General features: G+C 52.8%; 10 protein-coding genes and 1 tRNA gene. 9 read left to right on the top strand and 2 right to left on the bottom strand.

The window, feature by feature from the left end:
- Nucleotides 1-116 precede the first annotated feature (116 nt).
- The 7 genes from JIN87_RS03910 to JIN87_RS03880 all read left to right on the top strand — a co-directional run bounded on the left by JIN87_RS03910 (nucleotide 117) and on the right by JIN87_RS03880 (nucleotide 9,370).
- The gene (locus JIN87_RS03910; RefSeq protein WP_200354215.1) at nucleotides 117-656 is read left to right on the top strand and encodes a BPSL1445 family SYLF domain-containing lipoprotein; all 540 of its coding nucleotides are present in this window, start codon (nucleotides 117-119) and stop codon (nucleotides 654-656) included.
- Nucleotides 657-921: 265 nt separating this feature from the next.
- Nucleotides 922-998: transfer RNA gene (locus JIN87_RS03905), tRNA-Pro, on the top strand.
- A gap of 333 nt (nucleotides 999-1,331) precedes the next feature.
- Nucleotides 1,332-3,485: a cytochrome c3 family protein gene (locus tag JIN87_RS03900; RefSeq protein WP_200354214.1), complete on the top strand. Its 2,154-nt coding sequence runs from the start codon at nucleotides 1,332-1,334 to the stop codon at nucleotides 3,483-3,485.
- Nucleotides 3,486-3,768: 283 nt separating this feature from the next.
- On the top strand, nucleotides 3,769-4,713 hold the full coding sequence (locus JIN87_RS03895) for a 3-keto-disaccharide hydrolase (protein ID WP_200354213.1): 945 nt from the start codon (nucleotides 3,769-3,771) through the stop codon (nucleotides 4,711-4,713).
- A gap of 95 nt (nucleotides 4,714-4,808) precedes the next feature.
- Nucleotides 4,809-6,239, top strand: a complete 1,431-nt coding sequence (locus tag JIN87_RS03890; protein ID WP_200354212.1) for a Gfo/Idh/MocA family oxidoreductase — start codon at nucleotides 4,809-4,811, stop codon at nucleotides 6,237-6,239.
- Between the two features lie 107 nt (nucleotides 6,240-6,346).
- Entirely contained in the window at nucleotides 6,347-7,729 is a 1,383-nt protein-coding gene (locus tag JIN87_RS03885; RefSeq protein WP_200354211.1) for a Gfo/Idh/MocA family protein, read from the top strand.
- Nucleotides 7,730-7,882: 153 nt separating this feature from the next.
- Nucleotides 7,883-9,370 carry a sulfatase family protein gene (locus JIN87_RS03880; RefSeq protein ID WP_200354210.1) on the top strand — a complete coding sequence of 496 codons (1,488 nt, stop codon included), beginning with the start codon at nucleotides 7,883-7,885 and terminating at the stop codon, nucleotides 9,368-9,370.
- Between the two features lie 47 nt (nucleotides 9,371-9,417).
- On the opposite strand, the gene JIN87_RS03875 is transcribed toward JIN87_RS03880, so the two are convergent.
- Both JIN87_RS03875 and JIN87_RS03870 read right to left on the bottom strand, forming a co-directional pair.
- Complete coding sequence (locus JIN87_RS03875; protein WP_200354209.1) at nucleotides 9,418-10,059, bottom strand: response regulator; 642 nt, start codon at nucleotides 10,057-10,059, stop codon at nucleotides 9,418-9,420.
- Nucleotides 10,056-11,984, bottom strand: a complete 1,929-nt coding sequence (locus tag JIN87_RS03870) for a sensor histidine kinase (RefSeq protein WP_200354208.1) — start codon at nucleotides 11,982-11,984, stop codon at nucleotides 10,056-10,058. The genes JIN87_RS03875 and JIN87_RS03870 overlap by 4 nt, the downstream gene beginning before the upstream one ends.
- Before the next feature lie 463 nt (nucleotides 11,985-12,447).
- On the opposite strand from JIN87_RS03870, the gene JIN87_RS03865 reads away from it, so the two are divergent.
- Nucleotides 12,448-14,304 (top strand): arylsulfatase, encoded by a 1,857-nt coding sequence (locus tag JIN87_RS03865; RefSeq protein ID WP_200354207.1) that lies wholly within the window; start codon nucleotides 12,448-12,450, stop codon nucleotides 14,302-14,304.
- A 233-nt stretch (nucleotides 14,305-14,537) separates the two neighbouring features.
- The gene (locus tag JIN87_RS03860; protein ID WP_200354206.1) at nucleotides 14,538-16,028 is read left to right on the top strand and encodes an alpha-L-fucosidase; all 1,491 of its coding nucleotides are present in this window, start codon (nucleotides 14,538-14,540) and stop codon (nucleotides 16,026-16,028) included.
- Nucleotides 16,029-16,063 lie beyond the last annotated feature (35 nt).

The following is a 16,063-nucleotide window of genomic DNA, read 5'->3' as shown; positions in this document are numbered from 1 at the left end:
AGTTGTGGGAATTTTTGCTGAATAATTGAGGGAGCGACGTTGTCTAATGGAGCAAACCGCTTTTAGGGTTGTCCGGAAAGCCGATATCTTTCCTCGAATCAGCAATTAATCCATCAATGAAAAAACTATTTTGCCTCGGCCTTATCGCCCTCGTTTTCAGTGCTAGCTCCGCTTTTGCGGCCAAGAAGAAGGTTCTCGACGCCAAGATCGACCAGGCGATCGAAGATTTTTACGAACATACGACTGCCGGCAAGCGGCTTGCTGAAGATGCGGCTGGGATGCTGGTCTTCCCAAGTGTCGGGAAGGCTGGATTCGGTATTGGCGGTGAGTACGGCGAAGGTGCTCTTTTCGTCAAAGGGAAGCGCGTGGACTACTACAGTACGGCCAGCGCTTCGATCGGTTTCCAAATTGGTGTGCAGAGCCGCAGTCAGGTGATCCTGTTTCTAGAGAAGTCTGCTCTAAACAAGTTTCGCTCGAGCGAAGGTTGGGAAGTGGGGGTCGACGGAAGCGTTGCGATCGCCAATATCGGAGCTGGTGGGGAGATCGATTCCAAGACTCTGAACGAGCCTGTCGTAGCCTTTGTTTTTGGTAGTAAGGGATTGATGTACAATCTCTCGCTCGAAGGGTCCAAGATCACCAAAATCAAGAAGGACTAAGTCGGCTGGCCTTGCTGCCGACTCATGATCGACTCCGCGGTATCGCTTTATCGAGCGAAACTGTGGAGTTTTTTTGTATCTAGATGCTGGATGCTTGGATTAGTATTCTGAATTTTGATACTAGGAGTAGTTCAAAGGGGCTCGGTTTTCCGCGATTGGACTGGTTCGTGGTGCTTCAGGTTCTGCAGGCGTTGAGTAAAATGACGAAGGGGGTCATTAACCATTTGCCACATAGCGGGAGAGTTTGTAGGTGTTTCTGCATAATCGGGATGTAGCTCAGCCTGGTAGAGCGCTACGTTCGGGACGTAGAAGTCGCTGGTTCGAATCCAGTCATCCCGACCACTCACATCAATCGGCGAGAGAAAAGGGCCGGTTGAACAGGGGGGCATCAGTCTGAAGATTTGAACCAGCGAAGCGGTTCGACGTAGCGAGGGAACCTAGCGGAGATGGCCGACCGAAGGGAGCCGCAGCGCGGTCGAGCGCTAGCGAGAGCAATCCAGTCATCCCGACCACTCAAGCCAATCGGCGAGTGAAAAGGGTCGGTTGAATCGGGGAGCATACGACTAGCGAGCCAACTTCAAGAGATTGAGCTACTTAGGCCTGAAACTTTTGATACTTTCAGTGAGCTTTAGTCTCGATGCGTTGCCTGATTTCATGCTTTTTTAGCGAGATCTCATGACAAGCCTGACAAAAAAGAAACTGATCGGAGCGACTGCTGCCTGTTACGGCATCGCTATGCTGCTTATTTTTGGATGCTCTCGCACGGAAGAGAGTGGGATGGAAACCGCTGAAAAGACTGAGAACGCGAAGGTGAAGTCGCATCCTATGGCGGACTGGAAAGATCCTGCGACTTGTCTCAAGTGCCACGAAGACGAGCATAAGTCCTGGATCTCGAGCCACCACGCGAACGCCAATCGGTTCGTCGATCCGGAAATGGAAGGGTATCGCTACGAGGTTGGAGAGTTTAAGGACATCGCGGGTCGCGAGTACCGCGTCGATGTCGACGGGGAACGTCTGTTGATCAGCGAGAAGGACGCCGACGGAGAGTATATCGCCGCCGAGGCGAAAGCGGTTATCGGGACCACGCCGTTGCAGCAGCCTCTCGTGGAAGGGGAGAGAGGACGTTGGCAGGCGCACTCGATGGCTTGGGACATGGACGAGAACGAGTGGTTTAACGTTTTTCGCGACGAAGAGCGGTTCTTAGGGGAGTGGGGACACTGGACCGGGCAAGGCATGAATTGGAACTCGAATTGCGCCTGGTGCCATACGACTGAATACGAGAAAAACTACGATCCAGAGACCGACTCCTACGCGAGTACATGGACGCATCAAGGGATTACCTGTATTTCCTGCCACACTACTGGCATGGAGGAACACGTCGCTATCGCAGGGACGGACGACTATGTCTCGCCGCCAAAGGTGGAGATGCGACGCATGGTTGAGAATTGTGGAAGCTGCCACGCCCGGCGTGAGGAGTTGACCGACAGTGATTTCAGGGTGGGTGACCATTTCGAAGACCACTATCGTCTCATGCTCTATGACCACCCGACTGCCTACTTCGAAGATGGCAAGGCGGATGAAGAGGATTTTGTATTCGGTTCACTGATGCATAGCCAGATGGGACATGCGGGAGTCACCTGCATGGAGTGTCATGATCCTCATTCGGTTGAGCTGAAGCTGCCGGCGGACAATAATGCGACTTGTATTCAGTGCCACAGTACTGGAAGGATGGATGCGCAGATTGTCGATTTGCTGAACCATAGCTTCCACCCGATCAATTCGACCGGTAACTCTTGTGTAGAGTGTCACATGCCGGAACGTGACTACATGGCGCGGGATCCACGCCGCGACCATGGCTTCACGATTCCTGATCCTTATATGGCCAAGCATTTCGATGTCCCAGATGCGTGCAGCAAGTGTCATGATGATAAGAGCACAGATGAGCTTCTCTCATGGTTTGAAGAAAAGTGGGGAGACTCGGAGCGCGTGGCGGACTTGCGCGATCGTGCTCACACGCTAAACGAGGTTTGGACGGGCGAGATGCAGGAGCCAAGCAAGCTGCTTGCGAGACTCGAAAAAACGGAGAATCCGTATTGGAAGGCGAGCTGGCTACGCATGATGCGACCCTTCTCTCCTATCGAGGAAGTGAAGGAAGCCGCTATGAAATACGCGAAGTCCGAGCACCCTCTGGTGCGTGACTCGGCAATTTTTGTGCTAGGCACGCGTCCTGATGCGCTTGAGCAAGTCCAAGCTGCTCTGGTTGATGAACGCAGAATCGTCCGTATGCAGGCTGCCGATACGTTGGCGGGTAGCCCTTTCCTGACGGGAGATGTTCTCGAGGAGTACGAAACGTATATCCAGTCGAATTCGGATCGTCCGTCCGGGGCCCTCAAGTTGGCCGCCTATGCGGCGACGCAAGGGAATATCGAAGACGTGAGGAAGTATGGAGAGTTAGCGATTAGCTTCGATCGGAAGGCAGCAGCGATCCGCTACGACGTGTCGATTCTGATGGACCGGGTTGGACTGGTCGATGAAGCCATAAAGCAGATGCGAATTGCGCACGGTTACGATTCCAGCACTGGTCTGTATCTGTTCTCGACAGGTTTGCTTTACGCGGAAAAGGAAGAGCAAGCCCAAGCGATCGACTACATTAAGCGCGCCCTTAAGATTGAGCCGGACCAGCATCGTTGGCTGTTCAATCTTTCTGTACTGCAAACGCGCACTGGAGATGTTCCGGGTGCGATCGAGAGTTTGAGGAAGGCGATAGCGCTAGCTCCTGAGGAAACTGCGTATACGGACTTCTTTGGACAGCTAACGGGGGGGCAATAGGTCCCTTGTTTTAGAGTTCGTCTTAAGGGAAGAGGGGCTTGTTCCCGCTCTTCCCTGTAGGAGGGAAATGCTCCGTCATTTCCAGCTGAATTGTGGCAACGACGAAGCGTTGCTTTCCTGCTAATGGAACATCGTTCATGCTCACGTGTAACGATATCCAAGGTGGTACGCATGTGCTACTTAGGCTTGCGAGCCACTTGCGACGAACGACACGGAGTTTGAGACTTGTGACTATGTTGGGGAAGCGGGACTTGCGCTATAAATGGGCCCCTTGATTCACCCCATGAAGTATAAGCTCCCCAAAATCCTCGTTTCCCTCTCGTTCGCGGCGCTGGCTGCGACTCTTTCTGCGAAGCCTGCTCCCACGCCCACATGGACGGATGCTTCCACTGCGGCAAAGGAGCATCCTGGTTTTGACTATTTGGGAGAATACAAGAAAGGGAAGACAGCCCTGCAGGTCGTTCCTGCCGAAGGGCGGTTCTATCTCTCGATCTACCGTGGTGGTTTGCCAGGAGCTGGATGGGATGGCGGCCGTATTAAGCATGAGTGGGTGGAGCTGGATGCCATCAAGGCGCGCTTGAAGGGATTCAAGAAAGTAGACCGTTCCTCGAGGTTGGATTTTCCGAAAGCGCCAAAGGGTGCGATCACGCTTTTTGACGGAACAAGCGTCGAGGAGTGGGGGAATGGAAAGATCAAGAACGGTCTCTTACAGGCGGGGACGAAGAGCCGTCGGCAGTTTAAGGACTTCAAGCTGCACCTTGAGTTTATGGTGCCCTACAAGCCGGAGCTTCCGTTGAGCCACCCGGATCGCGGCAACAGTGGCGTTTTTGCCCTAGGTGCCTATGAGGTGCAGGTGGCGGATACGTTTGGTCTCGATGAATCGCCCGAGGCTTGGAAGGACATCAAGCAAATCAAGAAACCGAATACCTGGTGTGGCAGTGTCTATGGTCTGAATACACAGAATGTTAACATGTGCCTGCCTCCATTGAGCTGGCAGAGCCTTGATATCGAATTTACCGCAGCCCGCTTCGAAGGCGAGAAGAAGATTTCATCTGCTCGCATCAGCGTCTGGCAAAATGGTGTCCTGATCCACGACGACTTCGTATTGCCCAGCGGAACCGGTGGTGGTCCGAGGGGGCCGCGACCTGAAGTAGCACAAGGTCCGATCCTGATACAGAACCACCACAACCCGACCCAGTACCGGAACATCTGGGTGATTGAGAAATAGATCGGTAGGGCTGGGACTTGCTCCCCGCGGGTTTGCTTATCCTGCAATGCGGTGCGTCGCGAGCGGCGACCCTACTAATAAACGAGATTCAAAAAATGAATACCCCTGCAAATTCACGTCGTGACTTTATCAAGAAATCGTCGCTCGCTTTTGGCGCGGCCACGATTCTGCCTTCCTATGTCGCTTTAGGAAAGCAATCCAGCAGTGACATCCTGCCGCCCAGCGAACGGGTCAATGTTGCTTTCATCGCTAGCGCGGGAAAAGGCTTCCGCAATCGCGAGGCCTTTCTGACAACCGGCCTGCTAAATGTTGTCGCCCTCTGTGATATCGATCTAAACCGCGACGAGGCCAAAAAGTCAGCGGCTGCCCACCCAAATGCTCGGCAGTTCAACGACTTTAGGAAGATGTTCGATGAGATGGCGGACGAGATCGACGCGGTCGTGGTATCGACGGCTGACCAGTCACACTTCCCCTGTACCATGTTGGCGATGTCGCTCGGCAAGCATGTTTGGTGCGAGAAACCCTTGGCTCACACCTTTGGGCAATGCGAGCGCTTGATGGATTTGGCGGAGCGCTCCGGCGTCGTCACTCAGATGGGGAATCAAGGGCACTCTGGATACAACTATTTCCAGTTCAAGGCGTGGTCAGAGGCCGGTATCATCAAAGATATCACAAAGATCGATGCCTACCAGGTGAACGGTCTAAGGTGGAGTGGTTGGGTCGACAAGTTTAAGGATTATCCGGAGCGTTCGATGGATCCGAGCATCAATTGGGATACTTGGTGCTCGGTGTCGCCAGAGCGTCCCTACAGTGACTTGCTGCATCCTCGCAACTGGCGCGGTTGGTTCGAGTACGGTTGCGGTATGCTAGGAGATTGGGCGGCGCACGTGATCGACACGCCGCACCGCTTCCTGAAACTCGGTTATCCGGAGAAGGTGACCGCGGTGAAGCTGGAGGGACGGCACCCGCTGATCTATCCGAAAGCCTCTCACATCCGCTTCAATTTCCCTGAGCGTGAGGGAATGCCTGCTTGCGAATTGAATTGGCACGACGGAAAAGACAACCGACCGTATATAGCTCCTGAATACAGGGACCTTAAGACTGAACAGCCGGGGGCGATCAATAACTTCAGCAAGGATAATAAAGCTCCACGCAGTCACTATGTTGGCAAGGTGCTCTATGGAAAAGACCTCGTGTTCAGAGGAATTTCTCACGAGCAGCCGCTTCGTATAGTGCCCCGCGAGAAATACAAGGAGATGCATCCTTCGCTCCCGAAGTATCCGACTAAGAACTCGCACCATTGGGAGAACTTTCTGTTGGCTTGTAAAGGGGAAGAGGAAGCTCGTTCGCCGTTTAGCGTGGCGGCTCCGCTTTCGCAGGTTCTCAACATGGGTATGATTTCGCAGCGTCTCGGTGGCGAACTGCACTTTAGCCGGGAGAAGAAGACCTTCACCAATAGCAAAGCGGCCAATGCCTTGCTCGACCCAGCTCCACGGAAGGGCTGGGAGGAGTTCTACCGGATGTAAGTTTAAGGAACCATCAATCGTAGGGCATGCCGCAGGAGTTGATTCCTGCAATGCGGTGCGTCTCAAGCGACGACCCTACAACTAACCCCAAATAATTGATACAGAAAATGACCCCAAACGTTTCTCGTAGAGGATTTGTTCAAAAGGCAGCGATCGCAGCAGCTGGATCTCTCGTCATCCCAAGGTTTTCGATAGCGAAGTCGCTGGGAGTTAACAATAAGCTGAACGTTGCCTGTGTGGGAATCAGTCACATGGGCAAAGGTGCGGTGAAAGCGGGATTGACGGAGAACCTCGTGGCTCTCTGTGATGTGGATTGGCGTAGGGATGATCCGGAGTGGAAGTTCTTCCCGAACGATATTTCACCCGCTGAGATTGCGGACCAGAATCCGCAAGCGAAGACGTTCAGCGACTTCCGCGAGATGCTGCACGATATGGGCGACAAGATCGATGTCGTGATGGTCTCGACTCCTGATCACACGCACTTTCCAGCGACGATGGCTGCCATGGAAGCGGGGAAGCATGTTTTTGTTCAGAAGCCGATGGCTCACAACATCTGGCAAGTACGGACCATGCAGAAAGCTGCTCAAAAGTATGGCGTGCAGACCGTAATGGGAAATCAAGGACACACCTTCGAAGGGGCACGACTCATTGTGGAGTGGTTTCAAGCAGGGGTTCTTGGCGAGGTGAGGGAAGTCCACTGTTGGACGGATCGACCGGAGCCGACCTATTTCCCACGTCAGAAGCAATATCCACCTGTTTCAGCTCCAGTTCCCGAGGGTCTTGACTGGAAGCTCTGGCAAGGACCGATTCCCGAGAAGGAGTTCAGTCCCATCTATGCACCCACGACCTGGCGTGGTTGGTGGGATTACGGCGTCGGCGCGATGGGCGACATCGGTTGCCACTGTTTGGATACACCGTTCTGGGCTTTGGAACTGGGGATGCCGACGAAGGTAGAAGTCGAACTTGCGGAACCGGCGAACAAGCACTTCACCCCTAAGGGGGCTCACCTGATCTACCATTTCCCAGCACGTGGGAAAATGCCCCCCGTGAAATTGCATTGGTACGAGGGAACGATCCGTCCGCCGAAGCTTCCAGGAATGGATACGATGCCGAGTAATGGCATGTACATGATCGGTTCTGAAGAAACGGTTTATCATGAAGGTATGCGCCCGGAGAGCCCGATGCTTTGGCCACGGAAGAATATGGCCAAGTACGGTGATCTGCTCAAGAAACGTCCTCTCCCACGGGTGAAAGGCGGTCCGCATAAGGAGTTGCTAAATGCGATCAAAGGCGGGCCAACTCCTGGCTCGAATTTCGATTACGCGGCTCCCCTGACCGAGGTGGTTCTGCTTGGCGGTTTAGCTATCCGTTCCGGAAAAACACTCAAGTGGAACGCCAAGAAGATGAAGATCACCAATCACAAGGAAGTGAATGCATTCGTTAAGGAACCTGTCCGCAAGGGCTGGGAGTATGGCGAGGATCTTTGGTAACGTAACAATTAATAGTGGATCTACTTCGGGAGCGTCGCCTTGTGCATTCTCACAACCTGTAGGGCGGGGCGTTGACCCGCCAGTCCTGAAATCGCCTCACCGCGGCGACCTACAGCCTCGCCGTAAACGATAAGGTCTCAGACTAAAGACGAAATGAAACACATCCTCTTACTTGTCCTCGTTTTGCAAGGGCTGTACCCCGTACAATTAGTCGAGGCCCAAGACAGGCCGAACATATTGATTCTGTTTCTCGACGATCTGGATCCTGATTTTGGGTGTTATGGAAATGAACTCGTGACTACACCGAACATCGATCGGCTCGCTTCGCAAGGGGTACGTTTTACGCGGGCTTATGCGTCGGGAACCGTGTGCAGTCCAAGTCATACTTCATTGTTTACAGGATGTTACGCGTCGACCATCGGAGCTCCGAATCATCGTAGTCACTACATTGATACGCTTCCGGAGGGGTGTCATATTCTGACGGAACTCATGAGCGAGGCGGGTTACTTTACGGTCAACTTCAAGAGCAATGGCGACCGTATGTACAATAAGCTGTACGGTGCGACGGCTAAGACGGATCTGAACTTTGACCGAGGGAAGCCGGAGAATAATCAGGAGAGTGGGAAGGAGGTTTTCGATCACCTGCAGATAATCGACCCAATTGACATTTCGACTTATTTCAAGGGCGGCGTGTGGAGTCAGAGGAAAAACACGCAACCCTTCTTCGCTTACGCCAATATCGAAACAGGCAAGAAGCATGGCTTCGAACCGGGGCGTAAGTGGGCGATAGAAAAGGGGATCGAAGTGGACCCGGCTGAAGTGGATGTCCCGCCTCACTACTACGACAACGAGGAGGTGCGTCTGGTTCTGGCCTCTGCCTTAGATGCCGTCTCTCACACTGATGTTGAAGTGGGGAAGTTTCTCGATGCCTTGGAGCTGTCGAACTTGGATAGGGATACGCTTGTTATTCTTCTGAGTGATCACGGGGCGACTCTCCCGCGTCATAAACAGAATCTGTGGCTAACGGGTATCCATGTCCCTTTGATCATGCGGTGGCCTGGGAATCTAGATGCGGGTGCGGTCAATGGCGAATTAGCTAGTATCATCGATATCGCTCCGACTGTTTTGAGCGCCGCGAAAGTCTGTGTGCCTCCGACTATGGAAGGTCTGAACCTATTGGCTGATGTTTCCTCACGCGAGTATGTGGTGGCGACGCGCGATGGAATGAATGGCGTCTTCGATTGCTCGCGAGCGATTGTCACCAAGAAGTATCAATACATTCATCACTTCTTTCCGGAGATCCCATATCGAGCAAACCACTACGCTAGAAAAGTCGTGAGTTTTGAGAGTATGGCTCAATTGCATGAGGAAGGGGAGCTGAACGCATTGCAGGCCGTCTATTACGCGTCGGAGAAGGAGCCGGTAGAGCTTTACGATCTAGAGGCTGACGAGTTGCAAACCCGCAATCTGGCTACGGATCCTGAATACGTGGGGGTTCTCAGGAAAATGCGCCGCACTCTCTTTAAATGGCAAAATTCGAGCGGAGACCAAGTTATGGATGCTCGGGGAATCCTGAGTGAAGAAAAGGTCCCGTTCGGGACGAAAATAGATGAGCTCTTGAGCAAGGATTCCTCCAAGTGAATTCCTGAAGGTAGCGGCCGTCGTCCCCGACGGCCAACGTATTCTGCTTAGATTAGTCCCTTTCGAATCGCGGTAGCCACGGCAGCTGCGGCGTTGGGGGATTGGAGTTTCTTGTAGATGTTGTCTGTGTATTCGGATACAGTGTAGTAGCTTAGGTTCAGGCGGTCCGCTACTTCCTTTTTAACTAAACCCATGGCGAGAAGCTCGAGGACTTGTCGCTCGCGATTGCTGAGGGTGCTGTCTTTGCTGGGCTCCTTGGAGTCTAGGGCGTCGAGGACAAGGCGTGAGAGCTGTGGGTCGATGACGCAACCGCCGTCGTTTACTTCGCGGATGGCGCGTTCGATATCTTCTAAGTCAGCGTTTTTGAGGACGTATCCAGATACGCCTAGGCGGATCGCTTCTAGGGTGGTATGGTAGTCGTCGTCTTGGGTGAGAACAAGAATCTTGGTGTTGGGGTAGTTCTCTTTGAGGTGAGGCACTAGGGTGAGACCGCTTTTGCCCGGGAGATGGATGTCGAGGAGGGCTATATGGGGCTCTCGAGTATCCTCATTCTCTGTATCCAAAAAGTCCTCGACGCTATTGAACGATCCGGTGCAAGCCATGTCAGAGTTGAATGCGAGGGTACGTTTCAGTGACTTGGTGAAGGATTCGTTGTCTTCGACGATAATGACTTCGATTGTTCGGCTCATGAGAAAAGACCTCGCTTGAAGTTAAGGGTGATGCGAGTGCCTCTGCCCGTTTTAATTCCCAGTTTGCCATTGAGGAGAGTGGCTCGTTTCTCCAGATGGAAGAGCGATTTCCTTTTGCCAGTGATACCGCAGCCGTTGTCGGTTATGGCGAGCTCGACGCGGCGTCCAGAATGTATCAACTCGATGTCCACATGATTTGCTTGGGAGTGTTTGATCACGTTGTTGAGCGCTTCCTTTAGGAAGAGAACCAGGTTCCATTTTTGTGAGGGATTGAGGCCAAGTGACTCCGGGAGCGTACAGGTGTATTCGATATCGCCGAGTATTTGTCTGGTCGTCTTTTTTATCAGTGCGGAGAGTGGTTGGTTCGCTCTTTTATCCTGCAGGAGCTTTACGATCTCGCGTGCCTCAGAGGCTGTTGACCTGGCGGTCGCAACAGAGTCCTCTAGGAGCTCGCTCTGCAACTCGGAAGGGGTTTCGATTGTTCTACTAAGGAGTGTATTGGAATGGGCGATACTGCTGAGGTTTGCTCCTACATGGTCATGGAGATCGGCGGCGATTTGCTCGCGGATTCGCGTCCACTTGCGTACGGATAGTAGACGCACGATCCAAACGAGGAGTGCGAGTAGGATTATTGCCGTGATTCCCGCGATCGTTAGGACTTGCATGCGCTCACGTTCCTGTCGCCGGGCGAAGTCCAGTTCCGAGTTGAGACTGAGGAGTTGCTTCTCGATTTGGGCCCGTCGGTGAAAGCTCTCTACCCATCGGCGGAGGGGGACAATCTTTCCTTCGCTGGTGAAGCCGTCTGTTAGTTTCTGTACGGCGTTCGAACTCGTTTTGCGTGTATTCGGGTTTTGAATGCTAGGCGTCATTCCGTTGGTCAGTATTTTGCCAGCGGATAATAACTGGATCTCCTCAATCGATAGGTTCTCCCGATATTTTGCTCGCTGTTCGGGAACGGGTTTGGAGAGGGTGAAGCGAAAGTGTTTTCCCGTTGTGGGAGTAATTTGCCTCATGTAGGGATCGGAACCGGGATGGGGAATGCTCTCTCCACTCTCGTAGAGTGTGGACTGTTGGTTTTCTTCTACTTTCTCGAGCTTGATTCCTTTGGGGAATCCAACCCCGCTTATTGGAGGGTAGTACAGGTTGATAAGCGGCCAAATTCTGAACTCGTTGATTTGCTGCTCTTGTTCGAACACGAAATCCAGAACGAGTTTATCTGAGTTGACCTTATAGGCGATGTTGGGCTCCCGGAGATTTCGATCCGAAAGGGAGAAGTGGGTGAAGCCGTCGACGAGCGCTTGGGGAGTCCAAAGTTGCCCGGAAGGAGTGTGCATCGGGGCTTCGACTTGGGCATTGAGCGCGACGTTGTGTTCGCCCGAAAAGGCGATGATCTCGTTCAACGCTACAACATGGGAAGGCCGGAGCCAAACCTGGTTCGGTAGATGTAAGGTTGAGGTGATCTTGAGGCCGGCAGTGAGTGTGTCCGACGGGCAGGGGAAAAGCTGCGGCTCTACGCCGGGAGTCGGGTAGTCGTTTTCGCGATAGTCGGCAATTATCTCGGATGAGCCGTCGGGAAGCAGGCGTTCCAAATAGAAGCGAATCGGGAAGCCGTCAGGGCGAAGCTTGTTGTCTTTGTCAGGGTAGGCGGCGGGGAGGATTGCGATCAGGTCGATGTATGCGGGAGCCGCGAAAGTGATGGTGGCCGAGACCGGCTTTTCCGGTTGTTGGTTGAGGTGCCAGCTAACTCCGCGAGACCATGGCAAGGTGCTGGGATGAGAGATGGGAAGGGTCGCTAGTTCTGCTTCTAAGATCGAGATTTCGTGTTCGATTGCGCTCGTGGTAATTCCCGAAACTGATGTATTGCCCCTCAAACAGAGGAAAACGAGCAGTAGTCCGAATGGACCGATTGGGGGCAGTTTGAGCATAGAGTTGAAGGTAGCTCTTTTTCGGAAAACAGGAATCTCTAAAATCCCCCTCGATTAGGGGGATTGTGAAGTTGGGAAGCACGTATTAGGATGACGTGACATCCAGTTATGATCTACCCCAACCGCGTTTTTTTCAGTTTCGATACCGCCAGAGACGAATGCCGGACACTGAATGGCGTCCTTGAAAAGTCTAAGCCGCGGACGGGGTTGTTTGGGATTCTGAAGCAAGCTAAGGTGTGAAGATCGGAGCCCCTGTCCCTAGTGAGCTGAACCCGAAGTACGATGAGACGGTAGAGCGGGACGCTCTAGAGGCTTTTTCGAAATAGAGGGTGCATAAATTTGTATTAGGTAATTGATGACGAGAATTCTGATTATGATCCAGTTTAGGAAGTTCTTTTTTGTGTTAGGGTTAGTCCTGGCATGTAGCGGAGCATTTGCTGGTGAAGCAAAAAGGCCGAACTTTGTGATCCTATTCGCCGACGACTTGGGGTACTCCGATATCGGTTGTTATGGTGGAGAGATCGAGACCCCGAATCTCGACCGGCTCGCGTCGGAAGGTTTGCGGTTCACGCAATTTATGAATTGCTCGAAGTGTGCTCCCTCTCGCGTGGCCTTGCTAACCGGGCTGTATCCAATCGAAGGGGGCTGCAATGGCCCGCCAGCACAGATGGTAAACGGAATGACCATCGCGGAAGTTCTCAAAACCGCAGGGTACCAGACTTGGATGACGGGCAAATGGCACGCGAAGGAGAACCCAGTCAAACGTGGTTTCGATCGGTATTATGGCTCTCTCAAAGGAGGTTCGAATTACTTCGAACCCAAAGGTGATTTTATGGAAGGTGATAAGCCCATCAAACCGGTCACCGCAGAAAATCGGGACACGTTTTATACTACGGATGTGTATACCAATGAGGCCCTTAAATTTCTCGAAGAGCACAAGGAAGGCGAATCACCGTTTTTGCTCTATGTCTCTTACAACGCTCCACATTATCCTTTGCAGGCCTGGCCGGAAGACATAGCGAAGTATCGCAGGAAGTACTTGAAGGGATGGGACGCGATCAAGGAGGAGCGTTTCAAAAGGCAATTGGAATTGGGGATCGTTAAACCAGGTTGGAAAAATTCGCAGCGAGACCCAGATGTCCCTGCTTGGGAGGATTTCGATAGGAAGGACGATGCCGATTTAACGATGGCTGTTTACGCCGCGATGGTTGATCGCTTGGATTGGAATGTCGGGAGGTTGTTGGCCAAGTTGGAGGAAATCGGCGTATCCGAAAATACAGTCGTTCTCTTTTTTTCTGACAATGGCGCGTGCGCGGAAGGTGCGATGTGGGATGGTGTAACTGCTCGGAACAAACCAGACACGCGGAACTCGCAGGCGAAGCTGGGAAAAGAGTGGGCGAATGCCTGCAATACGCCGTATCGAAAATTTAAGCGCTACATGTACAATGGGGGCCAACTGACGCCGTTCATTGTTAGGTGGCCGGAGGGAATCTCGGAAGTAAACCGCATCACTCATGAGCCCGCACATATCGTTGATTTAGCGCCGACTCTTTACTCGCTCGCCGGAGCCGACTACCCCGAGGGACAAAAATGGGAGGTGCCTCATGAGAAGGGATTGTTAAAGGATTGGACGGTGCAACCGCTGTCGGGCACTAACATGCTCCCGATGCTGAAGGGAGAGCCGGCGGAAGAGGGAAAGTATTACTTCGGGCATTTTCAGGCGGGACGTATGATTATGAAGGATGGCTGGAAACTCGTGTCGGATGGGCATGATGGCACTGTTCAGCATTTATATGATTTCCCTTGGGAGCTTTATGAAATGGATACGGATGCTACTGAGTCGCATGATCTGGCAGCCCAGTATCCAGAAAAGGTGGCTCAGATGGATCGAGACTATCGGGCCTGGATTGATCGAGCGGATCGGCTAACGGGGGTCAAGAGTCATGAATGGTATCAGCCTAGGTTTACTGATGAGCAGCGTAGAGTGGCGGATGAGTTAGCCGATGATCGCGAAATGAAGAGACTCCTGAAGGAGCGAAAACGAATCGGGCTGAAGATTGTCGAGGAGTTGGAAGCGATGAAGTTGGGGATGAAGACTGTCTTGGGGATGGCGAAAGTTCCAATGTCTTATTTTGGCATCGTCGAGGCAGGCAGGAAGTATGCTTCGAAGTCGCGAAGTTTGGATACACTGTATCGCGCGTGGGATGAGAAAGTTCGGGAGTCGGAACGGTTCTGTAGCCAGAAGGGTGAGATCTATGCCGAGGTGTGGGCGATTCAGGAGCGTATCAGGATTCGTCTGCCGGCGGATGAAGCAGACTGATTGAATTGATGGTTTTGGTAGCGGCTATGAGCGCATTCGCTATGTCGCTTCGCTCGGTAGACCCCGATGGCCAAAGTGGGGAGGTGTGGTCATCGGGGACGATGACCGCTACCTTTGGGAAGTCTCTTTCCTATCATGTTTTGGGTGACTTCATTGCCCCCGCGATTGGGGGGATTGTTTTTAGGCCGTTTCGTGCATAAAATGGCAGTGTATTCACAGGTAACGAATTTGATATGAAGATGAAACGAAAGGGCTTGTTATTCTTATCCGCGGTGGCCGCTCTGCTTGGGCTCACTGCTTGTAATCAGGAGGTTGCGCAGGAGGCGTTCGAGCCCAATTGGTCTTCGCTGCGGAAGCACGATATGCCGAAGTGGATGGACGGGATGAAGTTTGGCATCTACTGTCACTGGGGACCGCAGATGGTCAAGATACAGCATGCGGATCAGGGCATGGGCACTATCGAGGCGATCGAAAATTGGACTGGAGAGAACTTTGACGCGGCGGAGTGGGCGGATCTCTTTGAGTCGGCAGGGGCCCAGTTTGCGGGACCGGTTGCTTGGCATGTAACAGGGATGCTGAACTGGGATAGCGAGATCACTGACTGGAATACAGTTGATCGCGGTCCGAAGGTAGACATCGCAGGCGAGCTCGCTCGAGAGATCCGCAAGCGTGACATGAAGTACATCATGACTTTCCACTCCTCTTCGATTTGGGGGCAGGTGTCTCGTGAGAATGAAACCTACAGGGAGCCGTCGGACGAGGTGGATCTGTTGAATATTGATTTCAAAAATCGTACTCGTCCCGATCTCTGGCAGGGGTGGTACGAGCGGATCACTGAGGCGACGGATCGCTATCAACCGGACATGGTCTGGGTGGACGTTGGATTTGGTGGAACGGTTCAGACGATTAAAAGAGGGCGAGCCATCGGTGGGCGCCTTTTGCCTGGCAAAGAGAATACGGTTCCGTGTTTTCCAGAGAGTGGGCAGCAGCGTTTTCTAGCCCGCTATTTTAATGAGGCTCAGAAAGACGGGCGTGAGGTCGAGTTCATCTACAAGTCCTACGATATCCCACCTGGGGTCGGCATGCGCAATGTAGAGAATGGCAGCCTGATCGGGCTGCAATTTGACCCATGGATGGCGGACATCAACATGGCGGAGCATCGAAACTACCCGACGCCTTGGTTCTACAATCCGAAGAACCCGATGAAGGATACGAACCATCTAGTGGATCTGCTGGTTGATATGACCAGTAAGAATGGCCGTATGCTGCTCAACGTTCCGCCGAAGCCGGACGGCACTTTCACTCAGAATCAGAAGACACAACTGAAGGCGATTGGCGATTGGCTTAAGATCAACGGCGAAGCGATTTACGATACGGTTCCCTGGAGTTACTTTGGCGAGGGCCCGACGGAAGAGACGGTGACTGGGCACCACGCTCACGGACGTTTGGACCGGAATGTGCCCAAGTGGACTAAGGAAGACATTCGCTTCACGCAGAAGGGTAAGAACCTGTATGCGATCGTGCTCGATTGGCCTAGTGAGGAACTGGTGGTTCGTGCCTTTGGCTTTGATGGAAAACTGTATCCAAACGACATCAAGTCGGTTCGTCTCCTAGGTAGCGATAGTAAGCTCGAATGGGAGCATACTGCTGAAGCTCTTGTTGTTAAGCTGCCAGCAGAGCGACCCTGTGAATACGCATACGCTTTGAAGGTCGAAAGAAACTAGACTACCATCTTCCACATTTGCACCCCAACTTCATC

It is taken from the genome of Pelagicoccus mobilis (assembly GCF_016595505.1).
In the GTDB taxonomy this organism is placed as follows: Bacteria; Verrucomicrobiota; Verrucomicrobiia; order Opitutales; family Opitutaceae; genus Pelagicoccus; species Pelagicoccus mobilis.
The sequence above is the reverse complement of the archived record's forward strand: the minus strand, read 5'-3'. Positions and strand labels throughout refer to the sequence as shown.